Origin of the sequence: Pseudarthrobacter siccitolerans, assembly GCF_030823375.1 — a bacterium.
Lineage (GTDB): Bacteria > Actinomycetota > Actinomycetes > Actinomycetales > Micrococcaceae > Arthrobacter > Arthrobacter siccitolerans_A.
Map to the genome: position 1 here is coordinate 4184131 of NZ_JAUSXB010000001.1, position 25388 is coordinate 4209518.

Genomic DNA, 25388 nt, shown 5'->3' on the forward strand with positions numbered 1-25388 from the left:
GGAGCCGACATGACGGCAACACTGGAACTTGGGGCACTCGCAGCAGCCACCGACGAGGCCGCACCGGGCATCACCACCGGTTGGCACCGCGTCTGCCTGGTGGACGACCTGGAACCCGCCTGGGGCGAAGCCGCCCTCGTGGCAGGACGTCAGGTTGCCCTCTTCCGGACCGGCCCAACTGAGGTTTTCGCGGTGGCCCAGGAGGACCCGGCTACCGGCGCGCACGTAATGGCCCGCGGAATCCTGGGATCACGCGGTACGCGTCCCACCATCGCCTCGCCGCTGCACAAAGAGGTCTATGACCTCGAAACCGGCGAATGCTTCAGCACCCCGGGCCTGAGCATCGCAGCGTTCAGCACCCGCGTGGTGGACGGCTTCGTCGAAGTCGAGCTGTAAGGACGCGCAGTTCCAACCCGGAACAAGGGCGCCCGGCCGGGCGCCCTTTTCGGGTTTTGACTTCTTCTAAAGCCCCAGCGCCTCTTTGACGTCCCGGAGCACTTCGTCCAGTGCCGCCCGCACCGCCTGCCTGGCCTCCGGCAGCTCGGCCGCGGACCCCACGTGGTGGATCACCTCGAGGTAGCACTTGAGCTTGGGCTCCGTGCCGCTGGGCCGGATGATCACCCGGGTGAGGTCGCGGGTGAGATACAGGAGCCCGTCCGTCGGCGGAAGCTGCCCGGTGCCCTCGGCCAGGTCCGTGAAAACCTCCACTGCTGATGAGCCGAAGGATTCCGGCGGACTGACCCGGAGCCGGTTCATCATTGCATCCAGCAGTCCCAGGTCCGCCACCCTGATGCTGAGTTGATCGCTGGCGTGCAGGCCATGCTGCAGGTACAGGTCGTCCAGGGTGTCAAAGACGGTCTTTCCGTCGGCTTTCGCGGCGGCAGCGAGTTCCGCAATCAGCACCGCTGCCGAAATGCCGTCTTTGTCCTTCACCAGCTCCGGCGCGACGCAGTAGCCCAGCGCCTCCTCGTAGCCGTACAGCAGCCCGGGCACGCGGGAAATCCACTTGAACCCGGTCAGCGTTTCCTCGTGCGCACAGCCCGCAGCCGCGGCGATCCGGGCCAGGAGCCGGGAGGAAACGATCGAGTTCGCGAACACGCCATGGCTGTCCCCGCCGCCGGCGCTTCCGTCGGCCGCGGCCAGCCGCGCCGCTATGTGGGCGCCCAGCAGCGCCCCCACTTCGTCCCCCCGGAGCATGCGCCAGGCACCCGTGTCCGGGTCCTTCGCCGCAACAGCCGCCCGGTCGGCGTCGGGATCATTGGCAATAACAATGTCCGCGTCCAGCCGCCCAGCCGTTTCCAGGGCCAGGTCCAGGGCCCCTGGCTCCTCGGGGTTCGGGAAGTTGACGGTAGGAAATGCGGGATCCGGTTGAGCCTGTTCGGCCACGAGCGTGACATCGGTGAAACCGGCGGCATTCAGCACAGCAAGCGCCGTTTCGCCGCCGACGCCATGCATCGGGGTGAGGACGATGCGCAAATTCCGCGCAGGAAAATATTCGGGGAGGGCGAGCGCCGCAGTTGCCTGCTGGTAGGCGGCGGCCACGGATCCGTCGAGCACTGTCCAGCCGTTGGGGGCGAGGGCAATGGTTTCGAGCGGGCCTGTGGCGTTGATCCTCGCCGCGATTTCGGCGTCATAAGGTGCCACGATCTGGGCGCCGTTGCCGCTGTCCGTCACGGCATGGCGGCCCAGGTAGACCTTGTAGCCGTTGTCCTGCGGCGGGTTGTGGCTGGCTGTGACCATCGCACCGCCGTCGCATTCCAGTGCGCGCACGGCATACGCCAGCAGGGGGGTGGGAAGCGCGGAAGGCATCAGGAACGTCTCGATGCCGGCCGCCGTGAAGATCGCCGCGGTTTCGGCCGCGAAGATGTCCGAGTTGTAGCGTGCGTCATAGCCAACGACGGCGCGTGGCCGGGTTCCCGGTGACGCCTCGCCCACCGCGCGGAGCAGGAAGTCCGCCAGGCCGGCAGCGGCGCGCCTCACCACCACACGGTTCATCCGGTTCGGCCCGGGCCCCAGCGCGGCGCGGAGTCCTGCGGTACCGAACTGCAGCGTGCCGCGGAAGCTGTCTTCGAGTTCCTGGCGGGCCACCGGGGAGCCGTCTTCCACCAGCCGGACCAGCTCAAGGAGGGATGCCGCTGTTTCGGGATCCGGGTCTTGGGCAGCCCAGTCACGGGCCTCATTGAGCAGGCGGAAATCGGCATCGGAGGAGGTCATGGGCACAACGCTATCGTCATTGGCCCTGCACTTCCTGCACCACGGGGTCTTTTCCGGCCCACGAAGCACCTGCCTCCGGGCCGGAAGCGGCTCCCGCCCGCGGGTGTGCCAACCCTAGAGCCGGGCGATGATTCCGGCGAGCAGCTTGGAAATCCGGGGGCCTGCTGCCTGCCCTGACTCGAGGACTTCCTCGTGGCTGAGCGGCTGCGGGCTGATGCCTGCGGCGAGGTTGGTGACCAGCGAGATGCCGAACACTTCCATGCCTGCGTGCCGTCCGGCAATGGCCTCCAGGGCGGTGGACATTCCCACCAGGTCGGCGCCGATGCGCTTGGCGTACTGCACCTCGGCGGGGGTCTCGTAGTGCGGGCCGGGGAACTGCACGTAGATGCCTTCGTCCAGGGTGGCGTCCACTTCCCGGGCGATTCCGCGGATCCGGGGGGAGTAAAGATCTGTCAGGTCAACGAAGGTGGCGCCCTCCAGCGGTGAGGCCGCGGTGAGGTTTATGTGATCACTGATCAGCACCGGAGTGCCCGGCGCCCAGTTTTCATTCAGCCCGCCGCAGCCATTGGTGAGGACAAGAGTCCTGCAGCCTGCGGCCGCCGCCGTCCTGATGCCGTGGACTACGGCGCGCACGCCCTTGCCCTCGTAGTAGTGGGTGCGGGCGCCCAGGACCAGGGCCCGCTTGCCCTCCCTGGTCAGCACGGAGCGGATGGTGCCCACATGCCCTACCACCGCCGGGGCATGGAAACCGGGCACTTCCTCGGCGGACAGGGTAGCGGTGGTTTCACCGATTAGATCGGCGGCTTCTGCCCAGCCGGAGCCAAGCACCAGGGCCACATCGTGGCTGTCAACGCCGGTTTCCTCGGCGATGTAGTCGGCGGCGGCACGCGCGGCAGCGAAAGGATCCGTGTTCAGGAAGTCTGTTGTACTCACTGGTACAAGGTATCCCGCCGCTTCTGTTGGGCCCACCCTTTCAGGCTTTTCGCCCAGAGAGCGGTTTCTTTGGTGGTCCGGGGAGGATGCGGAAGAATGGGCTTTTGTGACTACGCATCCAGATTTCAGTTCACCCCGGATCGCAATCCTGGGAGGTGGTCCGGGTGGATATGAGGCCGCCATGGTGGCCGCCTCGCTCGGAGCGCAGGTCACCATCATCGAGCGGGCCGGGCTCGGCGGATCCGCCGTGCTGACGGACGTCGTCCCGTCCAAGACCCTGATCGCCACCGCGGACCTGATGACCCGCGTCGCTGAAGCGGGGGAACTGGGAGTTAAGTTCGACGTCGACGGCGGCGATTTTGTGCCGGTGATGCGCGCGGACCTTAAACACATCAACGACCGCCTCCTTAATCTGGCCCGCAGCCAGTCAAAGGACATCCACGACGGCCTGGCCGCCCAGGGCGTGCGGATCCTGACCGGTTCGGGCCGGCTCACGGACAACCACACCATCGAGGTGCTGACGGCGGAGGGCACCGAGACCGTGGAAGCGGACACGATTCTGCTGGCCGTGGGCGCCCACCCGCGTGAGCTGCCTACCGCCCGCCCTGACGGCGAGCGGATCCTGAACTGGACCCAGATCTACAACCTGGACGAACTTCCCGAGGACCTGATCGTGGTGGGCTCCGGCGTGACCGGAGCCGAATTCGCCTCCGCCTACAACGGCCTTGGCTCCAAGGTCACCCTGATCTCCAGCCGTGACCGGGTGCTTCCGGGCTCTGACGTGGACGCGGCTGTGGTCCTCGAGGAAGTGTTCGAGCGCCGTGGCGTCCGCGTCCTGTCCCGTTCACGCGCCGAGGCTGTGGAGCGGACGGACGACGGCGTGGTGGTGACCCTCAGCGACGGGTCCAAGGTCACCGGAAGCCACTGCCTGCTCTGCCTGGGCTCCATCCCCAACACCGCGGGCATTGGACTCGAAGAAGCGGGTGTGGCGGTCAGCGAGAGCGGACACATTAAGGTCGACGGCGTCTCCCGCACCACAGCCCCCAACATCTACGCCGCCGGCGACTGTACGGGAGTGCTGCCGCTGGCTTCCGTGGCGGCCATGCAGGGCCGCATCGCGGTTGCCCACTTCATGGGCGACATGGTCACCCCGCTCAAGCTGCACCAGGTGGCGTCCAACATCTTCACTTCGCCCGAAATCGCCAATGTCGGAGTGTCCGAGGCCGACATCGACTCCGGCAAGTACCAGGGCGACGTCGTCAAGCTCTCGCTGCGCAGCAACGCCCGTGCCAAGATGCGCAATGCCAAGGACGGGTTCGTGAAGATCTTTGCGCGGAAGGGTTCGGGAACGGTCATCGGTGGCGTAGTGGTGGGTCCCAACGCGTCCGAGTTGATCTTCCCCATTTCAATCGCGGTCAAGCAGAAGCTGCACGTGGACGATGTCGCCAGCACCTTCACGGTGTACCCGTCACTGACCGGTTCCATCTCGGAGGCGGCGCGGCGCCTGCACGTGCACCTGTAGTTCTGCCCCGGCGGGACTCTGGACCCCGGTGGTTGAGCTTGTCGAAACCCGGTGACCGGGTTTCGACAGGCTCAACCACCGGCCCTGGCCCGAGGCTCAACCACCGGGCTCAACCATCGGGTTCAACCACCGGCCTTCATCAGCCGGCGGTCCTATTCAGGCGGCGGAAACCGCCTGGAAGTGTTTTTCGATGAGTCCTTTGATGTCCTCGTGGCAGCCGCCGCAGCCGGTTCCTGCCCGGGTGGCCTTGGAAACTTCGGGAACGGTGGAGCAGCCTTCTTCCACGGCGCCCTGGATGGTTGCCCCGCTGACGCCGGCGCAGCGGCACACGGTGCCCTGCGGATCGGCCTCGGCGCCGGGCAGCTGGTCCGGCCCGTCCAGCCTTAGGAGCAGCGACCTGTCCGCAGGCAGCTCGGCGCCGCGCTCAAAAAGGCCCACCAGTTCGGCGGCGGTGCGTGGCATGCCCACGGCTACCAGGCCCTCCAGGACCCCGCCGCGGGTGGTCATCTTGACGTAGCGGCCATGTTCCGGGTCTGCCCATTGGGCGATCTGCAGGCGGGGGCGGCCATTGACGGCACCGGCGGTGAGAATCTCCTCGTCCCATGGCTCGGCAGCGTTGACTCCGGCCACGGCCATGTTCATGCCCCGGGCCTTGAGCACAATAACGCCGGCCTGCTCGGCGGGCAGTTCCGGCAGCAGTTCAGCCTCGTCCGATGAACCGGCGGCCAGGAGGGTCAGATACTCGGCCAGCCATTCCGCCTGCCGCCAGCCTGGCCCTACCAGCCCCGACGGGCCCTTCGCGTTCCGACACCGGGCGCAGTCCGGCTCGGGGCAGCGCACCTCGGCGCAGTCGCCGATGGCGAAGATGTGCGGTTCATGGTGTGCGCGGAGCCGGTGGTCCACCAGGATCCCGCTGGAGGTGGAGAGCCCGCAGCCTTCGGCCAGTTCGGTGCGGGGGCGGACCCCGCACGAGATAACCAGGAGGTCGCCGTCGATCGCTGAACCATCGTCAAGCAGCAATGCTGAAAACCCGCCGTCGGGCGCGTTGTGCTCAACGCCCGTGGAGCGGGCATTGCCAGCCATGCGGACGCCGCAGCGGCGCAGGCTGGCGGCGAGGACCGCGCCGCCGCCGCGGTCGATGTTGCGGCCCAGGGGGTGCGGCCCGTTATGGACCACGGTGACGGTTGCGCCCTCTTCCGCTGCGGCGAGGGCTGTCTCCAGGCCCAGGACGCCGCCGCCCAGGACCACCACGCGCTTGCGGCCCTCCACGGCCTTGCGCAGCACGTCCGCGTCGCGCAGGTCCCGAAGGGCTGTGACGCCGGCAGGCAGGACGGGCGACGTGGGGTCCGGGTTGATGCCGGTCAGGTTGGGAATCACGGGCCGGGAGCCGGTGGCGAACACCAGCCGGTCGTAGTGGGCCACGGAACCGTCGGTCAGGAGGACCTGCTGCCGGGCCCGGTCCACGCGGCGGACGCGGATGCCCAGGCGCACGTCCACGCCGTCGGCAGACAGGGCATCAGCGTCGGAAAGCGCCAGGGCCTCTGCCGTGGTCCGTCCTACGCCCAAGTCGGCGACGAGCACCCGGTTGTAAGCCGCCTCCGCTTCCGCGCCTACCACTGTGAGGTTCACCTGGCCGTCCCGGACGGCGGGCAGGAGCTCGTCAACCAGCCGGGCGGCCACCGGGCCGAATCCCACAATGACAATCTGCTCGCTCATGAGGCCTCCGTCGTTTGAAGCACGTGGGTTGAAAGGGGTTTGGCGGCCGGCCGCACCCACACCTTGTTGAACTTGAATTCGGGCATTCCGGACGTGGGGTCCGTGGCCGCCTCGGTGAGGCGGTTGGCGCTTTCGAGTTCGGGAAAGTGGAAGGGCAGGAATACAGTTTCGGGGCGGATCGCCGTGCTGAGTTCGGCCCGGCACAGCACCTCGCCGCGCTCGTTCGCCACAGAGACGAGTGTCCCTTCGGCGATTCCCATCGATGCCGCCGCAGCGGGATGGATTTGCAGCTTCGCCTCCGGCCGGGTTTCGAGCAGCTCAGCCACCCGGCGGGTCTGCGCGCCGGACTGGTAGTGCTCGAGGAGGCGGCCGGTGATGAGCGTCATGGTTGCGGCAGCGGGGTCAGGATTTGCCGCGGGTGTACGACGGCGGCGCGGTGCCACCGGGACCATCACGGCTTTGCCGTCCGCGTGCGCGAAGGAGTCGCGGAACAGGCGCGGGGTTCCGCTGCTGCCTTGGGGGTAGGGCCAGTAGGCGGCTTCGCCGCGGTCCAGCATGGCGTAGTCGATGCCGGAGTAGTCGGCCAGTCCGCCGGCGGAGGCCAGCCGGAGTTCCTCGAACACCGTTTCGGGGTCTTCGCTGTAGGTGGACGGGGCATCGAGGGCTTCGGCGAGCCGGGCCATGATCCACAGTTCGCTGCGGGCTCCGGCGGGCGGCGTCACGGCGCGGCGGCGGCGCAGGACACGGCCTTCGAGGTTAGTGAGTGTGCCTTCCTCCTCGGCCCACTGGAGCACGGGAAGGATGAGGTCGGCCTCGGCGGCGGTCTCGGACATGAAGAAATCGCAGACCACCAGGAAGTCCAGGCTGCGCAGGCCCTTGATCACGGCGTTGGCGTCGGGGGAGGCCACCGCAATGTTGGAGGCGTGGACGAAAAGGCAGCGGACGCCGTCGGGCTGTCCCAGCGACTTGAGCAGCTGGACGGCCGGCAGCCCCGGCCCGGGAATAAGCTCTTCCGGAACCCCCCAGACGCCGGCCACGTGCTCACGGGCGGCGGGATCGGTGATTTTGCGGTAGCCGGGCAGCTGGTCGGCCTTCTGGCCGTGCTCGCGGCCGCCCTGGCCGTTGCCCTGCCCGGTAAGCGTGCCGTAGCCGCTGCAGGCAGAACCCGGCAGGCCCAGCAGGAGGCTGAGGTTGATGGCCGCGGTGGCGGTATCGGTGCCGTCCACATGCTGTTCCACGCCGCGCCCGGTGAGGATGTAGCTGCCGCCCTGGCGGGCACCCGCGGCGAGCCGGCGGGCGGTCTCGCGGATGAGGTCGGCGGGCACGCCGGTGATGGACTGGACGCGTTCGGGCCAGAAGGAGTTGACGCTGCGGACTACGGCGCTGTAGCCGGACGTGCGTTCCTGGATGTAGGCGGTGTCCGAAAGGTTTTCGTGGACGACCACGTGGGAGATGCCCAGGAGGAGGGCGAGGTCGGTGCCCGGCAGGGGCTGGAGGTGGAGGCCGCCGCCGTCGGCCGTAAAAGCAGCCGTGGCTGAACGGCGCGGGTCCACCACAATCAGCCCGCCGGCGTCGCGCGTTCCCTTCAGGTGCTGGACGAAGGGCGGCATGGTTTCTGCAACATTGGAGCCCAGCATCAGGATGGTGCTGGCGGTGTCCAGGGCTTCGAGCGGGAACGGCAGGCCGCGGTCCAGCCCGAAGGCGCGCATTCCGGCCGCCGCGGCGGAGGACATGCAGAAGCGGCCGTTGTAGTCGATGCGGGAGGTCCCCAGGGCGAGCCGGGCGAATTTGCCCACCATGTAGGCCTTTTCGTTGGTGAGCCCGCCGCCGCCGAAGACGCCCACTGAATCGCGTCCGTAGCGGGTGCGGGCGTCTTTCACTGCGCCTGCGGCGAGGTCCAGCGCCTGGTCCCATCCGATGGGGCGGTGGACGCCGTCGGGGCCCTTCAGCAGGGGCTCGGTGATCCTGCCGGGGTGGTTCAACAGCGTGGCCGAGGTCCACCCTTTGCGGCACAGGCCGCCGCGGTTGGTGGGGAAGTCGCGTCCGCTGACCTCGAGGGGTGCGGTGGGGGCGGGCCGTTCCCCGCCGGCCGGTGCGGACACGGGGACTGACCCCGGCTGGGCAGCCGGGGTCAGTTCCGCTGGAGACGTGAGCGTCATGGCGCACTGCAAGGCGCAGTAAGGGCAGTGCGTGTCGGCGCTTTTGGTCATGTTAGACGTGTCCCATCGCATTTCGGTTGGCATTGCGGATGTAGCAGAACCAGCAGACGGCCAGCATCAGGACATACGCTCCGACGAAGCCGTAGAAGGCGGGTGTGTAGGAGCCGCTGGCGGTGTTGGAGGCGTTCAGTACCTGCGGGATGACGAACCCGCCGTAGGCGCCGATGGCGGAGATCAGGCCGAGTGCCGAGGAAGCCAGGCGCTGGGTGGCCACCGAGTCTGCCCCGTTGCGTGCGGCGCGGCTGGAGGTGGCGAAGATGACCGGGATCATGCGGTACGTGGCGCCGTTTCCGAAGCCGCTGGCGGTGAAGAGCATCAGGAAGAGGACCAGGAAGAGCCAGAAGTTCTTCAGCGGCAGGGTCCAGATCATGGTGAGGGTGATGACGGCCATGGAAGCGAAGGCGGTCACGGTCATCCGGGCGCCGCCCATGCGGTCCGCCATGCGTCCGCCGTAGGGCCGGGCCAGGGAGCCCACCAGCGGGCCGAGGAAGGCCAGGGACAGTGCCACGGTGCCGACTCCGATGGAGGAGAAGGCGGGGAAGTAGTCCTTGATCAGCTTGGGGAACACACCGGCGAAGCCGATGAAGGAGCCGAAGGTGCCGATGTAGAGCAGGGCCATGATCCACAGGTGCGGTTCCTTCAGCGCTGCAACTGAACCGGCGATGTCACCCTTGGCGCTGGTGAGGTTGTCCATGTACTTGAAAGCGCCAAAGGCTGCCAGCAGGATGAACGGCACCCACATCCAGCCGGCCATCGGCAGGTTGACGGTGCCGGCGGCGAGGAGGGTGATGACGATCGGCACGGCGAGCTGCGCGACGGCGGCGCCCATGTTTCCGCCGGCGGCGTTCAGGCCCAGGGCCCAGCCCTTTTCACGGGCAGGGTAGAAGAACGTGATGTTGGCCATGGAGCTGGCGAAGTTGCCGCCGCCGAAGCCTGCGAGGGCGGCGACGAGCAGCATCACGCCGAACGGTGTTTCCGGGTTGGAGACGCAGAGCGCGAGGCCGGTGGTGGGAATCAGCAGCAGCAGGGCGGAGACGATGGTCCAGTTGCGGCCGCCGAAGCGGGGGACCATGAAGGTATAGGGGATGCGCAGGGTGGCACCCACCAGGCTGGGCATGGAGATCAGCCAGAAGATTTCCGAGGTGGAGAAGGTGAAGCCTGCAGCGGGCAGCTGGACCACCACGATGGACCAGAGCTGCCAGACGACGAAACCGAGGAATTCGGCGAAGATTGACCAGTTGAGGTTGCGGCGGGCGATGGAGCGGCCGGCGGATTCCCACTGTTCCTTGTTCTCGGCATCCCAGTTGGCGATCCAGCGGCCGGGGCGGAAGTCAAGGGCGGGGGCAACGGTAGTGCGGGTAGAGCCGGGCTGTGCGCTGGCGGTCTCGGGCCTTGCGGTCTCATCAAGATCAAGGGAATTGCCGGGGCCGGCATCAGCGGTGCGGTCAACAGTCACGGGGTACCTCCTTCAGGGGGATGTTGTTCCTCCAAGGTAGGTAAGGCGCGTTTCACAGACCGACCCCGTGTGTTAACGGGCTGTGACATTTGCCTATCGGAGCCTCTTGGGGGCCGTTAGGCTTGGGTGGAGGCGTCAAAAATGAGACGCACGGCACAGGTCCGGATGGTGGACCTTTCGTCCATTGACTGGACCGCGGGAACTAAGATTGAACTCTAACTATTTCGAGCCGGACCCCTGTGCGTGGTCCGCCAGGTTCTCATGAAAGCGTTTACCTATGTCTTCCACCGATACCTCCACGGTGCCCGGATCCCCGCGGCCGGTGAACTCGCGCGGCCGCGTGATTGTTGCCAGCCTGATCGGCACCACGGTTGAGTTCTACGACTTCTACGTTTATGCCACCGCTGCGGTGCTGGTGTTCCCGCAGCTGTTCTTCCCCAGCGCCAACGAAACCACGCAGCTCCTGAGCTCCTTCGCCGTCTTCGGCGTAGCGTTTATCGCCCGCCCGCTGGGATCCATCGTCTTCGGACACTTTGGCGACAAGTTCGGCCGCAAGGGCACCCTGGTGGCTTCGCTGCTGACCATGGGTATCGCCACCTTCCTCATCGGCTGCCTGCCCACCGCCCTGGTGCCCGGCTGGGGGTTCTGGGCTCCGGCCCTGCTCGTGGTCATGCGCTTTGCGCAGGGCCTGGCACTGGGCGGTGAGTGGAGCGGTGCCGCGCTGCTGGCCACCGAGAACGCACCGGCCAACAAGCGCGCCATCTATGGCACGTTCCCGCAGCTGGGCGCACCCATCGGCTTCATCATCGCCAACGTGATCTTCCTGGTGGCCAACTACACCCTGTCCCCGGCTGACTTCCAGGCCTGGGGCTGGCGCGTGCCGTTCCTGCTCAGTGCAGTCATGGTGATCATCGGCCTGTACGTCCGCCTCAAGCTGATTGAGACCCCCGCGTTCACCAAGGTGCTCGAGTCCAACGAAGTGGCCAAGCTGCCCCTGGGCCGGGTGTTCAAGACCAGCTGGCGCCAGCTCATCCTGGGCACGTTCATCATGCTCGCCACCTACGTGCTCTTCTACCTGATGACCACGTTCACCCTGACCTACGGCACCCGGGCCTCCAGCCTCGACGCTGCGAAGGCCGCCGCCGAAAAGGCCGGAAAGCCGATGTCTGAGGCCGCCGCCGCTGCCTTCGTCCCCGGTCTGGGCTACACCCGCAACGACTTCCTCTGGATGCTGATAGCCGGCGTCGTCTTCTTCGGCATCTTCACGCTGGTCTCCGGACCGTTGGCCGAGAAGTACGGCCGGCGCAAGATGCTCATCGCCGTCACCGCCGGCATCTTCGTCTTCGGCCTGCTGTTCGTCCCGCTGTTCGGCGGGGGATTCGTCGGCACCATGGCCGTGCTGATCATCGGCTTCTCCCTCATGGGCCTGACGTTCGGGCCCATGGGAGCGCTGCTGCCTGAACTGTTCCCCACCAACGTCCGGTACACCGGATCAGCCATCAGCTACAACTTCTCCAGCATCCTGGGTGCCGCGGTGGCACCGTTCATCGCCGTGGCGCTCTGGGAGCAGGCAGACGGCAGCCCGGTGCTGGTGGGTGTGTACTTGACCGCCATGGCCGTGCTGACCCTCATCGCGCTGTTCGTCAGCAAGGAAACCCGCGACCTGGACTACGAAAACAACGTGGCCTGACGCTCCACAGTGTGCGTTCCAGCCCGTTTCGTGGCTGAGATGCCCGGCATCAACCTGCAACCGCAGGAAGGTGCCGGGCATTTTTTCTGCGCGTGCGGGAGCAACCGGGCGGGAACGTACGACGGCGGGCTGCCGCGGCTCAGGTGGCGTAGCGGGCCACAAAGTTCTTGAGGATGTTCATCGGTTCGGTGACCGTGAACCGGCGGGCGTTGTCCATCAGATCTTCGGCGGACTCCGGCGGGAAGTAGCCCGCGTGCCGGTAGATGTCGATGCGGGTGCAGAGGCCTTCGGCGTCGAGCTCGGGGTGGAACTGGGTGGCGTACAGGTTTTGCCGGATGCGGAACATCTGCACCGGGCAGGCCGCGGACCGGGCCAGCAGGACCGCCTGCGGTGGAAGGACGCTGCAGGCTTCCTTGTGGCCCGTGAAGGCGGTGAACCGCCGCGGCATTCCGCCGAGTACGGGATCCTCCAGGCCGGCGTCCGTCAGCTCGATCTCCGCGGCGCCCAGCGGCTCGCCGTAGGTCCTGTCGATGACGGCGCCCTGGTGCGTGCCCAGCGTCCCCACCCCGTAGCAGGCGCCCAGGAAAGGGAAATCCAGGGCCACCAGCTCGTCCAGGAGCCCGGCCAGCTCCCGTTCCACGCGGTGCTGGGCAGGACTCTTGTGCTCCGGCGGGTCACTGGACGTGAACGGGCTGCCGCCCACGATGATCCCCGAATAGGCGGACAAATCGAGTTCGGGCAGGGGAGCGGCTTCCAGCCTGACGCGCCGCAGCCCGGAGGGTTCGAGGCCACCGTACCTCAGGTAAGCGGCATATTCATCCTCGGCTGCGGCGTCTTCGGCCCGTGACGCCAGGAGCAGGAAAGGCTTCATGGGCTAAGTGTGCCTTTTCCGCCTCTGCCTGTCAGCCTCCCGGTGAGCCTGCCGGCCGGTCAGCTGCCGGCGGGCTGGCTGAGGGACCGGCGGGACTGGGGACGGGCAGCAGGATCTGCGTGCCGGTGCACCAGTTTCCAGTACCCTTCCTCGCGGCGGAAGATGCTGGTGACCCGGAGCGCAAATTCCTCGACGACGGCGGCGCCGTCCAGGCGCGCGCTGAAGTGTTCCGTTTCCACCAGGTAGGCGGTGTCCCGGGCCGTGTAGGACGTGACAGTGTCAAACCCCAGCATCTGGCCGTCCTGGAACTGCCGTGCCGCCTGGTCCAGCCGGGCTTCCACCTGCGCCCAGCCGCGGGCGATGCCGCCGAACGGGTTGGCGAGGGTCACGTCGTCGAGCCGCGAATACAGCTCCTTGACGGGCTCCGGGTTGCCCCGGGTGATTTCGGGGACGGCGAGGTGGTAGCGGTCCACTTCTTCTTCAAAGCTGGGTGCGAGCACGAGGAGCCTCCGGCGCTAGTCTTCGATGGTGGCGATGACGGCGCCCGCTGCCACCGTTTCGCCGGCGGCTGCGGTGAGGCCGGTGATAGTTCCGGAGCGGTGCGCGGTCAGCGGCTGCTCCATTTTCATCGCTTCGAGGACCACCACGAGGTCGCCTTCGGCCACCACGTCGCCATTGGCAACGGCAACTTTGACGATGGTGCCCTGCATGGGTGAGGTCAGGGCGTTGCCGGTGGCCACGGACGTGCCGCCCGCGCGGGAGCGCTTCTTCGACTTGCCCGGCTTGGCCGAAGCGCCGGCGCCTCCGGTTCCCACGGAACCGAGTGATGCGGGGAGGACCACTTCGAGCCGTTTTCCGCCCACCTCAACCACCACGCGCTGCCGGTCCCCGGCAGAGCTGTCGGCGCCGTCAGCACCATCGGGGGTCCAGGCCGGAAGGTTGTTGACGAACTCGGTCTCGATCCAGCGGGTGTGGACCCGGAACGGGCCTTCGGCCGGCGCGAAGGCGGGATCCGAAACCACGGCAAGGTCGAACGGGATCACCGTGGGGATGCCCTCGACCACCATTTCCTCCAGGGCGCGGCGGGCCCGCTGCAGGGCCTGCGGGCGGCTGGCTCCCGTGACGATGAGCTTGGAGAGCATGGAATCGAAGTTTCCGCTGATGACATCACCCTGCTCCACGCCCGAGTCGATGCGGACGCCGGGGCCGGTGGGGTTTTTCAGGACCCGGAGGGTGCCGGGGGCGGGCAGGAAGTTCCGGCCCGGGTCTTCGCCGGTGATGCGGAACTCGAAGGAGTGCCCACGGACTTCGGGGTCGTCGTAGCCGAGCTCCTCGCCGCGGGCCAGCCGGAACTGTTCGCGGACAAGGTCGATGCCGGTGACTTCCTCGGAAACGCAGTGCTCCACCTGCAGGCGCGTGTTGACCTCGAGGAAGGAGATGGTGCCGTCCTGGCCGACGAGGAATTCGCACGTTCCGGCGCCGAGGTAGCCGGCCTCTTTCAGGATGGCCTTGGAGGATTCGTAAAGGCGGCGGTTCTGGTCTTCGGTGAGGAAGGGGGCGGGGGCTTCTTCCACCAGTTTCTGGTTGCGGCGCTGCAGCGAGCAGTCGCGGGTGGAGACCACCACAACGTTGCCGTGGGCGTCCGCCAGGCACTGCGTCTCCACGTGGCGGGGCGCATCCAGGAACCGCTCGATGAAGCATTCGCCGCGGCCAAAGGCAGCGGTGGCTTCACGGACGGCGGATTCGAACAGCTCGGGAATTTCATCGCGGGTGCGGGCCACCTTGATGCCGCGGCCGCCGCCGCCAAAAGCGGCCTTGATGGCCACGGGCAGCCCGTGGCGGTCCACGAAGTCGAGGATTTCGTCGGCGGATTCCACCGGATCGGCGGTGCCGGGAACGAGCGGTGCGCCTACTTTTTCTGCGATGTGCCGGGCCTGGACCTTGTCGCCAAGGACCGAGATGGCCTCGGGCGAGGGCCCGATCCAGGTAATGCCGGCTTCAATCACACGGGCCGCGAACTGGGCGTTCTCGGCCAGGAAGCCATAGCCGGGGTGGATGGCGTCGGCGCCGGACTGGCGGGCGGCGTCGATGATCTTGTCCATCACGAGGTAGGACTCGGCAGCGGTGTTTCCGCCCAGTGCGTAGGCCTCGTCAGCAAGGCGGACGTGCAGGGCATCCCGGTCCGCGTCAGCGTAGACAGCAACCGAGGCGATGCCTTCGTCACGGGCGGCGCGGATGATACGCACCGCGATTTCACCGCGGTTGGCGATCAGCACCTTTGTGAGGGTCGACTGCGTGGGGTGTGCGGACTGCTCCAAAATTGCTGACAAGGCGTCTCCTTCTTTCCTTCAGGGAGCCTAGCGCGGTTTTGAGGGTTCCGCCGATATTACTTGCGGATTCCGCGTGTAAAGCGCCAAGGCTTTGTAGGGAAGCTACAAGACCCGCCCAAATCGCGTCCTTTAGGACGCCGGCCAGAGTTCGGTGATCCGGACCTGCGCCTGGGCCAGCAGACCCCGCAGCGTGGACACGGAAAGTCCGACGACGGTGTGCGGGTCGCCGTCGACTTTCCGGATGAAGGCGCCGCCGAGGCCGTCGATGGTGAAGGAGCCGGCGCAGTGCAGCGGTTCACCGGTGGCGATGTACGCATCGATCTCCGCCGCGTCCATGTCCAGGAAGGACACCTCGGCCGAAGCTACCGTCCCCAGGGTGGCGCCCGTGCCCGGCGCATCGCCGTCGGGGTCGGTATCGCGGCAGTCCACCAGCCAGTGGCCGGTGTGCAGCACACCGGTGTTGCCGCTCATCCGCAGCATGCGTTCCCGGGCGACGGCGGCGGTGTACGGTTTCCCGTGCGCCTCGCCGTCGAACTCAAAAACGGAGTCGCACCCGAGCACCAGCGCACCCTCGGCTTCCGGCAAAGCCGCGACAGCCTCGGCCTTGGCGCGTGCCAGCAGCAGGGCGGTGTCATGCGGGTCGGTGACGCCGTACCGGGCCTGGACGGCGTCCTCATCAACGTCCGAGACAAGGACCGTATGCCGGATGCCGGCCTCGGTGAGGAGCTTGGTGCGGGCGGGGGACTGGGAGGCAAGAATCAGGCGGAGCACCGCTCCAGCCTAATTGACCCGCTCCAGCCTCCTTAACCCTCCGGCTTAGTGGACCAGCGCTTCCGACGCCGGTGCAGCCTCGGGCCGGTTCAGCTGGGCGCCTTCCACATCGACGTCCGGCAGGATCCGGTCGAGCCAGCGCGGCAGCCACCAGGACTTCCCGCCCAGCAGGTACATCACGGCCGGAACGATGGTCATGCGGACCACGAAGGCATCAAGCAGCACACCGAACGCCATGGCGAAGCCCAGCGGCCGCACCATGGTGAGGTGGCTGAAGATGAAGCCGGCGAAGACGCTGACCATGATGATCGCGGCCGCAGTCACGACGGCGCCGGCGTGCCGGAAGCCCACCCGGACCGCCTGCTTCGCGGTGGAGCCGTGCATGTACGCCTCGCGCATGCCGGAGGCGATGAACACCTGGTAGTCCATGGCCAGCCCGAAGAGCACACCGATGAGGATGATCGGAAGGAAGCTCAGGACGGCGCCGGGGTTTGCGACGTCGAAGACGCCGCCCAGCCAGCCCCACTGGTACACGGCCACGACGGCGCCGAACGCGGCGGCAAGGGAGAGCAGGAAGCCGCCGGTGGCGAGCAGCGGCACCACGATGGAGCGGAAGACCAGGAGCAGCAGGACCAGGGAAAGCCCGACGACGATGGCCAGGTAGGGCGGCAGGGCCTCGCCCAGCTTCGTGGAGACGTCCACGTTGCCGGCGGTCTGCCCCGTGAGGCCCATGGCCACGCCGTATTCGGACTGGATTTCGTCGTTCAGGCCGCGGAGTTCGGCGACCACCTGGACGGTGCTGGCGCTGGCGGGGCCCTCCTTGGGGATGACCTGGAACACGGCGGTGCGGCGGTCCTCGCTGAGGGCGACAGGTACGGCGGCCACCACGTTGTCTACGGCGCGGAGTTTGTCAGCGACATTGTACTGCAGGGTCTGCGCCTGGGCCGCGTCGAGGTTTGCCGGGAACTCGCCGACGGCCACAATCGGGCCGGTGACGCCTTCGCCGAAGCTCCGCGCGGTGAGGTCGTACGCCTGGTAGGCCTCTGACTCCACGGGCTCGGATCCGCCGTCGGGCAGTGCCAGCTGAAGCTGGGTGGCAGGGAGCGCGAGGGTGCCCAGCAGGAGTACGCCGGCCAGGAGTGCCAGCACCGGATGGCGGGTGACCAGGCCGCCCCAGCCGCGGCTGCTCCGTTCCCGGTCCTGGGCTTCGTCGCCTGCTTCATGGCCGGGTTCGGCGTTGTGTACCTCGGCCTTGGCCCAGGCGCGCTTCGAGATGATGCGGCGGCCGATCAGGGACAGCATGGCCGGGGTGAGGGTGATGGCCACCAGCACGGCTACCGCCACGGTGCCGGCGGCGGCCAGGCCCATCACGGCGAGGAAGGGCAGGCCCGGCACTACCAGGGCGGCGAGGGCGATGATGACGGTGAGGCCTGCGAAGACCACGGCATTGCCGGAGGTGCCCGTTGCCCTGGCCACGGATTCCTCCAGGCCCATTCCGGCCAGCAGCTGCGTCCGGTGCCGGTTGACGATGAACAACGAGTAGTCAATTCCGACGGCGAGCCCCAGCATGAGGGCCAGCATGGGGGAGATGGAGCTCATGTCGAACAGTCCGGAGAGGGCGAAGGTGATCCCCACGCCAACGCCAACACCTATGACTGCCATCAGCAGCGGCAGCCCGGCGGCAATCAGGGTGCCCAGCATGATGATCAGGACCAGGGCCGCTACGGCGATGCCGATCACTTCCGCGGCACCGAAAAGCTCGGAGATGTCCTCGGTGATCTCCTTGCTGGCGTAGGCGCTGACGCCGGCGGCGGACGTTTCATGGGCAATGTCCTGGACCTGCTGGCGCACCGCCGGGCTCAGGCCGTTGATCGAGGTGTTGAACTGCACCTGCGCCACGGCGGCGCGTCCGTCTTCGGAGACGAAGCGGATGGCGGAGGAAGCCTCCGCCTGGCGCTTGCCCAGCTCCAGCTTGGCCTTGCCGGCTTCGAGTTCCCGGGTTCCGGCGTCGAGCTTTGCCTGTCCTTCTGCCAGGGCGGCCTTCTGCTGGCCAAGCTGCGCCTCAATGAGGTCCGCCGGCGCGCCGGCCGCTGCAAGCTGCTGCTCTGCCCCTGCCAGCTGGGCCGCGCCCGCATCAAGCTGGGCGCGGGAGGCATCCAGCTGTGCCTGGCCGGCGGCCAGTTGCTGCTCCCCGTCGGTGATGGCCTGTCCGGCCTGGTCCACCTGCGCCTGGGTGGCGAACGGATCCACGGTGCCGCGGACGTTTGGCACGGTCTGGAGCTTTTTCAGCGCATCGGTGACGGCAGCGCGGCTCTCGGCGGTGAAACCGCCGTCGGGCGCTTCAAAAACGATGGTTGCCGTGCCTCCGGATGCCGCGGGAAGTTCTTGCTTCAGCTTGTCCGCGATGCGTTGGGTTTCCGTGCCCGGAATCTGGAAGTTGTTGGACAGCGTGCCGTGGAACGCGGCAGCCGAACCGCCGACGGCAAGCAGGACAGCCAGCCAAAGGGAGATGACCAGCCAGCGCCGGCGGTAGGAGAACTTGCCCAAGCGGTAAAGGAACAGTGCCATGAAGGAAACCGATCTGATCAGGAGGAAACGGATGCGGAAGAGGCGGAACGCGGGGCAGGCCTGCTGCCTGCGGTGAAGCCGGAACCCAGCAGCGCCATGGCGTCGATGAGCAGCTGGCGCAGCTCGGCAAGGGAACCGGCGGAAAGGTCGGCACCGCGGCGGGTGAACCAGACCTCCAGGGCAGCCTTGCCGCAGGAGATCACCGCGCCGGCCAGGGCGCGGACATAGAGCTCGTCCACGTCATCTGCCACCCGTTCGCGGGCGACGGCGATGATTTGTTCGGTGCAGTGCTCCCAGGCCTCCAGCTCCGAGTGCGACATCAGCGCGCTTTGCTGGGTGAGCGTAAAAAGTTCGGCCAGCGGTGCCACGGTCATGGGGTCCGCCAGCGCCATCAGGGCTGCCTGCGCCGACTGCAGGACCGGTTCGTCGGCCGGCCGCAGCCGGAACTGCTGGATGGCGTTGTCCAGGAAGCCGTGGGTGATGGACGCGAGGGCGGCATCAGTGCTGCTGAAGTAGTTGAAAAAGGTGCGCCGTGAAATCCCGGCGGCGTCCGCGATGTCCTCCACGGTAAAACTTCCCGGGCCGCGGCTGCGCAGCAGGGCCAGGGCGGCGTCCGTGATGGCCTGCCGGGTGGCAGCCTTGTTCAGCTCGCGCCGTGAAGGGCCCGCTGCTCCTGTTGTTGTAGCGCCGCTGGCGATAACCATGATGATTACACTATGTGCAACTTTGCACGATGGGCAAGTTTTTTGTCGTCAGGATTCACAGGAAGATGAAAGGTTCCCAACAGCTGTTCCAGATCCTGCTCTCCGATGCTTGGAATGTCCCGGGAGGGATGAACCATCAGCAGCCGTCACTGACGGCAGATCCAGGAGACAAAGAATGTCACGCACAAAGAAATTGACCCTCGGCTTGTCAGCCACGGCGCTGGCCCTTGGTGCCGGGATCGGCGTTGCCGGCATGGCCTCCGCCACCACCGTGCCAACGCCCACTCCCAGCGCGAGCTCCAGCGTCTCGGCCGACGGAAGCACCACCACCGTGCCTGGCGGCATGGGCAAGCACGGCGGCCGGGGTGGCGAGCGGGGCGTAGCCCAGGCATCCGCGCTTGCGGAGAAGCTTGGTGTGGAGGAGGCCAAGGTGACGGAGGCGCTGCAGGCCTTCCTCGAGGCCAACAAGCCCGCCACCCCGCCCGCCGAGGGTGAAAAGCCGGACCAAGCCGCCCGCGACGCCGCCTTGGCGAAGTCCCTGGCCGGGTCCCTCGGGATCGAGGAGTCCAAGGTTACCGCGGCGCTGGAGGAGCTTCGCGCCGAGAAGCAGGCGGAGAAGGCTTCGGCACTGAAGACGCGGCTTGACCAGGCCGTGACGGACGGAAAGCTGACGCAGGCCGAAGCCGACGCCGTCACCAAGGCCGTGCAGAACGGTGTCATCGGCGGCGGCCACTGATCCGGCGGATTAAAGCGGAAGAAGTCCCCGGGAAATTTCCCGGGGACTTCTTCTTTTACTGCCAGTTCTTACTGCCAGAGCGTGAGCAGGGACCCGTTAGGCCTTCGCGTCCACCAGTTCACGGGATGTGGTGTCCGTGGAGGTTCCGTCGGACGGGGCGTTATCGGCCGCCTCCGTGCTGTCAACAGAATCATCAACAAAAGGAGTGCCGTTGCGGGGTGCGTTGTACAGCTGCTCGTCCAGGATGCCCTGGCGCTTGGCCACAATGGTGGGGACCAGCGCCTGGCCGGCGACGTTCACCGCGGTGCGGCCCATGTCCAGGATGGGATCGATGGCCAGCAGGAGGCCGACGCCGGCCAGCGGCAGCCCCAGCGTGGAGAGCGTCAGCGTCAGCATCACGACGGCGCCGGTGGTTCCGGCGGTTGCCGCGGAGCCCAGGACGGAGACCAGGGCGATCAGCAGGTACTGGCTGAAGTCCAGCTGGATGCCGAAGAACTGGGCCACGAAGATAGCCGAGATGGCCGGGTAGATGGCCGCGCAGCCGTCCATCTTGGTGGTGGCGCCCAGCGGAACGGCGAAGGAGGCGTAGCCGCGGGGGACACCCAGGCTGCGTTCGGTGACGCGCTGGGTCAGCGGCAGGGTGCCAACAGAGGAGCGGGACACGAAGGCCAGCTGGACGGCCGGCCACACGCCGGAGAAGTACTGCTTTACGGACAGGCCGTGGGTGCGGACCAGGATGGGGTAGACCGCGAAGAGGACCAGGGCCAGGCCCACGTAGATGGCGAAGGTGAACTTGCCCAGGGAGCCGATGGTGTCCCAGCCGTAGACTGCCACGGCGTTGCCGATGAGGCCCACGGTGCCCAGCGGTGCGATGCGGATGATCCACCACAGCACCTTCTGGATGACGGCCAGCGCGGAGGCGTTCAGGTTCAGGAACGGCTCGGCAGCCTTGCCCACCTTAAGGGCTGCAACCCCGACGGCGATGGCGATCACCAGGATCTGGAGCACGTTGAAGCTGACCGAGGTGCTGACGGTCGTGGCAGCGTTGGCGCTTTCGGTCACGGTGGAGCTGGCGCCCAGGCCAAGGAAGTTCTTGGGGAAGAGGCCGATGAGGAAGGACCACCAGTCACCGGACTTGCCGGAGTACTTGGCTTCCTCGGTGATGCCGGTGTTGGCGCCCGGCTGCAGCAGGACGCCCAGGCCGATGCCGATCAGCACGGCAATCAGCGAGGTGATCGCGAACCACAGCAGAGTGTTCCACGCGAGCTTCGCCGCGTTGGAGACCTGACGGAGGTTGGAGATGGAGCTGACCACGGCGGTGAAAATCAGGGGAACAACGGCAGTCTGCAGCAGTGACACGTAGCTGGAGCCAATGGTCTGCAGCGTGGCGCCGAGGCCATTGGGGCTGGTTTTGGTGCTGCCGGTGTACTTGGCCAGCAGGCCGAGGCCGAGCCCGACGATCAGGGCGGCGATAATCTGGAAACCGAACGAGCCAGCCCACTTGGGGAGCTGGAAGCCGATCTTAGCGGATTCTGGGGAACGGGTTTGAGTGCTCACCCGAATACGTTAGGTCCGCGCCTCATATCACGTCGAACGCATGTTGAGAAATATTACGCGCGCCAAGTTTCGCCCGATGAAGAGAATCCCCGCGAAATCAACGTTTTCGAGGCGTTATGTTACTTATTCCCAGGCTCTGTGTGCTTAATGTCTCGCCAGTGCACTGCGACATTGCCGCCTTCCACGCGTGCTGCTCCTTCGTCGCTCTGACGCACGCTTTCGGAAGGCGCCAATGCCGCCGCGCGTGGGCAGCGGGTGAGAGACATCCGGCAGCGTGCTCCCCACCGGCTCCCTGACATCGCAAGCTCGGCCAGGGAACCCTGCCGGCGTGGGCCCAATCAGTGGATTTCAGAGCAGTGCGCGCCTGAGGGTATCGAGTCCGACGGAGCCGATGTTGAGGGCCCGGGTGTGGAACTCCTTCAGGTCGAAACCGGGCCGGGCTTCGAGTTCTGCACGGATCTGTTCCCAGAGGCGCTGGCCCACTTTGTAGGAGGGTGCCTGTCCGGGCCAGCCGAGGTAGCGGGTGAACTCGAAGTTGAGCTGGCCTTCGCTGATGGGCAGGTTCTGTTTCAGGAACCCGTAGCCTTTCTCGGCGGTCCAGTTGCCGGAGCCCCAGCGTTCGGGAACCCGCAGTTCAAGGTGGACGCCGATGTCGAACACCACGCGGGCGGCCCGCATCCGCTGCATGTCCAGCATGCCCATCTGGTCGCCGGGATCGTTGAGGTAGCCGAGTTCCTGCATCAGTTTCTCGGCGTAGAGGGCCCAGCCTTCGCCGTGGCCGGAGGTCCAGCAGACGTTCCGGCGCCATTTGTTCAGCAGTTCGCGGCGGTAGGTTGCGGTGGCCACCTGGAGGTGGTGGCCTGGGACGCCTTCGTGGAAAACGGTGGTGGTTTCCGCCCAGGTAGTGAAGGTGTCCTCGCCGGCGGGCACCGACCACCACATGCGGCCGGGGCGGCTGAAGTCGTCGGACGGGCCCGTGTAGTAGATGCCGCCCTCATCGGTGGGGGCGATGAGGCACTCAAGTTTCTTCATCACGTCAGGAATGTCGAAGTGGACGCCCGCCAGCTCCGCTACGGCCTTGTCCGAGAGTTCCTGCATCCACTCGCGCAAGGCCTCCTTGCCCTTCAGCTGGCGGGCGGGATCGTTGTTGAGGATGTCCTTGGCTTCGTCGATGGTGGCGCCGGCTTTGATGCTGTCCGCCACCTGTTCCTGCTGGGCAATCAGCCGGTCCAGCTCTTCCACGCCCCAGGCGTAGGTCTCCTCCAGGTCCACGGTGGCGCCCAGGAATGAGCGTGAGGCCAGGGCGTAGCGCGCCCGTCCCACGGCGTCCTTTTCCGGCGCGGCGGGCAGCAGTTCCAGGCGGAGGAAGTCAGCCAGGCCGGCGTAGGCGCCGCGGGCGGCGGCAGCACCGGCGTCGAGCTCTTGCTGGATGGCGGCAGGCAGGGGGCCGGCGGCAGTGGACGCTCCTGCCGCAAGCTTCGCGAAGAAGCCGTCCTCCGCGGCGTACTTGGTGACCTGTTCAATAACGATCCGGACCTGCCGCGCGGCGGCCACCCGGCCGGCGTCCCGGGCCTGCCGGAGCGAGTCCATGTAGCCGGCGATGGCTGCCGGAACATTGAGCGCCCGGCCGGCGATGTGCTGCCAGTGCTGCTCCGTCTCTGTCGGCATCAGGTCGAAGATGGCGCGGATGTCCTGGGCGGGGGAGGCGATGTTGTTCAGGTCCGCGTACTCCCAGCCGGACGCGTGGATCAGCAGCTGCAGGCCCAGCCGCTCCCGCATGGCGTCAAGGGTGACCGCGTCCACCTCATCCTCCGGCTCCAGGCCCTCAAGTTCTTCCAGCGTGTGGCGGGCAGCCTCGGCGAATTCCGCGATGCCGGCGGGGGAGAAGTCCTGGTATCCGGTCTCGTGTCCGGGCACGCCAAGGGTGGTGGCGAAGGACGGATTAAGCCTGATCAGCGTGTCCGTGTAGTTGTCCGCGACGGCGTCGACGCGGGTTTTCGGGCGGGCGGCAGGAGCGGTGTCTGTAGTCACCCTCCGAGACTAACCCCAGGACTCTGCTGGAGACCGCCTTCTAGCCGCCGCTCCGCCTCCACGCGCCGGGTCCCGGCGTCGGGGCAAGGCGCAGCTGCTGGCGGCGGACCCAGTGCCGGACCGACGGCTTGTCCGCCCCGGCCGGTTCGTCGCCGCCCAGGGAAAGGACGACGGCGGTCAGTGCCGCCAGTTCCTCGGCCGTGGGCTGGCCCTTGACAACAGACAGCAGCGGTTCGGGGCTTTCGGCAGCCTCAACCACCGGCTGTTCGGGCTGGGCGGGGCTCACAGCGGGATGTTCCCATGCTTCTTGGTGGGCAGGCTGGCACGTTTGTCGCGGAGCGCCCGCAGGCCCTTGATGATCTGGGTCCTGGTTTCGGAAGGGGCGATGACGGCGTCAACGTAGCCCAGCTGGGCTGCCTGGTACGGGTTCAGAAGCTCCTCCTCGTACTGGCGGATGACCTCGGCGCGCCGCGCTTCGACGTCTCCGCCGGCCTCGGCAACCCCGGCAAGATCGCGGCGGTAGAGGATGTTCACAGCCCCCTGTGCACCCATGACGCCGATCTGCGCAGTGGGCCAGGCGAGGTTGAGGTCAGCGCCCAGCTTCTTGGAGCCCATCACGATGTAGGCACCGCCATAGGCCTTGCGGGTGATCACGGTGAGCTTGGGAACGGTGGCCTCGGCATAGGCGTACAGGAGCTTGGCGCCGCGGCGGATGATGCCCTGGAATTCCTGGTCCTTGCCCGGCAGGAAGCCGGGAACGTCCACCAGGGTGATGATGGGAATGTTGAAGGCGTCGCAGTGGCGGACAAAGCGTGCGGCCTTTTCCGACGCGGCGATATCGAGCGTCCCCGCGAACTGCAGGGGCTGGTTGGCTACGATGCCCACCGTGTGGCCCTCCACCCGGCCGTAGCCGATCATCACGTTGGGGGCGTACAGGGCCTGCATTTCCAGGAAGTGGCCGTCGTCCACGATCTGTTCAACAACGCTGCGCATGTCGTAGGGCTGGTTGGCCGAATCGGGGATGAGCGTGTCCAGGGCGAGGTCGTCGTCGTCGACCTCCAGTTCCTGCTGGTGCTCCAGCACAGGTGCCTCGGAAAGGTTGTTGGAGGGCAGGAAGTCCAGCAGTTCGCGGACGAACTCGATGGCATCGGCTTCGTCCTGGGCCAGGTAGGTGGACGTGCCGGTGGTGGCGTTGTGCTGGCGGGCGCCGCCCAGCGTCTCCATGTCCACGTCCTCGCCCGTGACCGTTTTGATCACGTCCGGGCCGGTGATGAACATGTGCGAGGTCTTGTCCACCATCACCACATAATCGGTGAGCGCGGGGGAGTAGGCCGCGCCGCCGGCAGAGGGGCCCATGATGAGGGAAATCTGCGGCACCACGCCTGAGGCGTGGACATTGTTCCGGAAGATGTCCGCGAACATGGCCAGGGAAGCGACTCCCTCCTGGATGCGCGCGCCGCCGCCGTCCAGGATGCCGACCACCGGGCAGCCGTTCCGGAGTGCGAACTCCTGCACCTTGACGATCTTCTCGCCGTTGACCTGGCTCAGCGAGCCGCCATAGACGGAGAAATCCTGGCTGTAAACCGCCACGGGGCGGCCGTCCACGGTGCCGTAGCCGGAGACCAGGCCGTCACCCAGCGGCTTCTTCTTGTCCATGCCGAAGGCGGTGGAGCGGTGCACTGCCAGGGCATCGAACTCAACAAATGAATCTTCATCCAGCAGGAGGCTGATGCGCTCGCGGGCGGTGTTCTTGCCGCGGGCGTGCTGCTTTTCGATCGCTTCAGGGCCGGAGGGTTGTTCGGCACGGGCCTGGCGGTCGCGGAAATCGGCGATCTTTCCCGCTGTCGTTGTCAGATCGTGGCTCATCAAATATCTCCGGCTCTGTAGCAGATTGGTCCAGTGGCGCTGTTGTTGCTGGCAGGTCTGGTGCGGGGAGTTAAGTAGCATCCACACAAAGACCGAACCCTGCTGGCTAGTCTAGTGACGCTTCTGGTGCCGGCAGCTGTAGAAAACCTACAATTTTCTGCCGTGCCGCAGCCCGGGACAGCAAGTTACTCGCCGGTAACATAA

19 protein-coding genes are annotated in these 25388 nt (G+C 66.9%); 4 read left to right on the top strand and 15 right to left on the bottom strand.

All coding sequences use genetic code 11. The annotated features are described in order from the left end of the window. Positions 1-9: 9 nt before the first annotated feature. Positions 10-396 (top strand): nitrite reductase small subunit NirD, encoded by a 387-nt coding sequence (nirD, locus tag QFZ36_RS19485; protein WP_306638741.1) that lies wholly within the window; start codon positions 10-12, stop codon positions 394-396. 66 nt (positions 397-462) lie between these two features. On the opposite strand, the gene QFZ36_RS19490 is transcribed toward nirD, so the two are convergent. Beyond that, positions 463-2214 carry a phospho-sugar mutase gene (locus QFZ36_RS19490; RefSeq protein ID WP_306638743.1) on the bottom strand — a complete coding sequence of 584 codons (1752 nt, stop codon included), beginning with the start codon at positions 2212-2214 and terminating at the stop codon, positions 463-465. Between the two features lie 114 nt (positions 2215-2328). Next, positions 2329-3147: a purine-nucleoside phosphorylase gene (locus QFZ36_RS19495; RefSeq protein WP_306638744.1), complete on the bottom strand. Its 819-nt coding sequence runs from the start codon at positions 3145-3147 to the stop codon at positions 2329-2331. Between the two features lie 106 nt (positions 3148-3253). Here QFZ36_RS19495 and QFZ36_RS19500 point away from each other — a divergent pair, with 106 nt between their 5' ends. Further along, complete coding sequence (locus QFZ36_RS19500) at positions 3254-4669, top strand: NAD(P)H-quinone dehydrogenase (protein WP_306638745.1); 1416 nt, start codon at positions 3254-3256, stop codon at positions 4667-4669. A 156-nt stretch (positions 4670-4825) separates the two neighbouring features. Here the strand turns inward: QFZ36_RS19500 and QFZ36_RS19505 are convergent, their stop codons facing one another. The 3 genes from QFZ36_RS19505 to QFZ36_RS19515 are packed head-to-tail and all read right to left on the bottom strand — an operon-like array spanning position 4826 to position 10060. Then, on the bottom strand, positions 4826-6385 hold the full coding sequence (locus QFZ36_RS19505; RefSeq protein WP_306638747.1) for an FAD-dependent oxidoreductase: 1560 nt from the start codon (positions 6383-6385) through the stop codon (positions 4826-4828). After that, entirely contained in the window at positions 6382-8595 is a 2214-nt protein-coding gene (locus QFZ36_RS19510; protein ID WP_306638748.1) for a molybdopterin oxidoreductase family protein, read from the bottom strand. The genes QFZ36_RS19505 and QFZ36_RS19510 overlap by 4 nt, the downstream gene beginning before the upstream one ends. A gap of 1 nt (position 8596) precedes the next feature. After that, positions 8597-10060 carry an MFS transporter gene (locus tag QFZ36_RS19515; protein WP_306638749.1) on the bottom strand — a complete coding sequence of 488 codons (1464 nt, stop codon included), beginning with the start codon at positions 10058-10060 and terminating at the stop codon, positions 8597-8599. Positions 10061-10337: 277 nt separating this feature from the next. On the opposite strand from QFZ36_RS19515, the gene QFZ36_RS19520 reads away from it, so the two are divergent. Then, complete coding sequence (locus QFZ36_RS19520; RefSeq protein WP_306638750.1) at positions 10338-11750, top strand: MFS transporter; 1413 nt, start codon at positions 10338-10340, stop codon at positions 11748-11750. A gap of 139 nt (positions 11751-11889) precedes the next feature. Here QFZ36_RS19520 and QFZ36_RS19525 read toward each other — a convergent pair whose 3' ends face one another. The 6 genes from QFZ36_RS19525 to QFZ36_RS19550 all read right to left on the bottom strand — a co-directional run bounded on the left by QFZ36_RS19525 (position 11890) and on the right by QFZ36_RS19550 (position 18994). Beyond that, positions 11890-12621, bottom strand: coding sequence for a glutamine amidotransferase (locus QFZ36_RS19525; protein WP_306638751.1), 732 nt, complete (start codon positions 12619-12621; stop codon positions 11890-11892). A gap of 59 nt (positions 12622-12680) precedes the next feature. Then, positions 12681-13121: a YybH family protein gene (locus QFZ36_RS19530; protein WP_306638752.1), complete on the bottom strand. Its 441-nt coding sequence runs from the start codon at positions 13119-13121 to the stop codon at positions 12681-12683. Between the two features lie 15 nt (positions 13122-13136). Beyond that, the gene (locus QFZ36_RS19535; protein WP_306638753.1) at positions 13137-14951 is read right to left on the bottom strand and encodes an acetyl/propionyl/methylcrotonyl-CoA carboxylase subunit alpha; all 1815 of its coding nucleotides are present in this window, start codon (positions 14949-14951) and stop codon (positions 13137-13139) included. A 129-nt stretch (positions 14952-15080) separates the two neighbouring features. After that, on the bottom strand, positions 15081-15722 hold the full coding sequence (locus tag QFZ36_RS19540) for a Maf family protein (protein WP_306638755.1): 642 nt from the start codon (positions 15720-15722) through the stop codon (positions 15081-15083). 45 nt (positions 15723-15767) lie between these two features. After that, complete coding sequence (locus QFZ36_RS19545) at positions 15768-18290, bottom strand: MMPL family transporter (protein ID WP_306638756.1); 2523 nt, start codon at positions 18288-18290, stop codon at positions 15768-15770. A gap of 17 nt (positions 18291-18307) precedes the next feature. Further along, positions 18308-18994 carry a TetR/AcrR family transcriptional regulator gene (locus tag QFZ36_RS19550; protein ID WP_306638758.1) on the bottom strand — a complete coding sequence of 229 codons (687 nt, stop codon included), beginning with the start codon at positions 18992-18994 and terminating at the stop codon, positions 18308-18310. Between the two features lie 175 nt (positions 18995-19169). On the opposite strand from QFZ36_RS19550, the gene QFZ36_RS19555 reads away from it, so the two are divergent. Then, entirely contained in the window at positions 19170-19730 is a 561-nt protein-coding gene (locus tag QFZ36_RS19555) for a hypothetical protein (protein WP_306638760.1), read from the top strand. Between the two features lie 96 nt (positions 19731-19826). On the opposite strand, the gene QFZ36_RS19560 is transcribed toward QFZ36_RS19555, so the two are convergent. From QFZ36_RS19560 to QFZ36_RS19575, 4 genes are all read right to left on the bottom strand, one after another. Continuing rightward, on the bottom strand, positions 19827-21287 hold the full coding sequence (locus tag QFZ36_RS19560; protein ID WP_306638761.1) for a dicarboxylate/amino acid:cation symporter: 1461 nt from the start codon (positions 21285-21287) through the stop codon (positions 19827-19829). A 348-nt stretch (positions 21288-21635) separates the two neighbouring features. Then, positions 21636-23318 (bottom strand): DUF885 domain-containing protein, encoded by a 1683-nt coding sequence (locus tag QFZ36_RS19565; protein WP_306638763.1) that lies wholly within the window; start codon positions 23316-23318, stop codon positions 21636-21638. A 40-nt stretch (positions 23319-23358) separates the two neighbouring features. Then, a complete protein-coding gene (locus tag QFZ36_RS19570) occupies positions 23359-23604 on the bottom strand; it encodes an acyl-CoA carboxylase subunit epsilon (protein ID WP_306638764.1) in 246 nt (81 codons plus the stop codon). Further along, positions 23601-25184, bottom strand: coding sequence for an acyl-CoA carboxylase subunit beta (locus tag QFZ36_RS19575; RefSeq protein WP_306638766.1), 1584 nt, complete (start codon positions 25182-25184; stop codon positions 23601-23603). The genes QFZ36_RS19570 and QFZ36_RS19575 overlap by 4 nt, the downstream gene beginning before the upstream one ends. Between the last annotated feature and the right edge of the window lie 204 nt (positions 25185-25388).

Excerpts from the sequence above, each read along its gene's own strand:
- QFZ36_RS19575 (WP_306638766.1), bottom strand. The coding sequence starts at position 25,184 with ATGAGCCACGATCTGACAACGACAGCGGGAAAGATCGCCGATTTCCGC.
- QFZ36_RS19545 (WP_306638756.1), bottom strand. The coding sequence starts at position 18,290 with ATGGCACTGTTCCTTTACCGCTTGGGCAAGTTCTCCTACCGCCGGCGC.
- QFZ36_RS19490 (WP_306638743.1), bottom strand. The coding sequence starts at position 2,214 with ATGACCTCCTCCGATGCCGATTTCCGCCTGCTCAATGAGGCCCGTGAC.
- QFZ36_RS19555 (WP_306638760.1), top strand. The coding sequence starts at position 19,170 with ATGTCACGCACAAAGAAATTGACCCTCGGCTTGTCAGCCACGGCGCTG.
- QFZ36_RS19550 (WP_306638758.1), bottom strand. The coding sequence starts at position 18,994 with ATGGTTATCGCCAGCGGCGCTACAACAACAGGAGCAGCGGGCCCTTCA.
- QFZ36_RS19520 (WP_306638750.1), top strand. The coding sequence starts at position 10,338 with ATGTCTTCCACCGATACCTCCACGGTGCCCGGATCCCCGCGGCCGGTG.
- QFZ36_RS19510 (WP_306638748.1), bottom strand. The coding sequence starts at position 8,595 with ATGACCAAAAGCGCCGACACGCACTGCCCTTACTGCGCCTTGCAGTGC.
- QFZ36_RS19505 (WP_306638747.1), bottom strand. The coding sequence starts at position 6,385 with ATGAGCGAGCAGATTGTCATTGTGGGATTCGGCCCGGTGGCCGCCCGG.
- nirD (WP_306638741.1), top strand. The coding sequence starts at position 10 with ATGACGGCAACACTGGAACTTGGGGCACTCGCAGCAGCCACCGACGAG.
- QFZ36_RS19525 (WP_306638751.1), bottom strand. The coding sequence starts at position 12,621 with ATGAAGCCTTTCCTGCTCCTGGCGTCACGGGCCGAAGACGCCGCAGCC.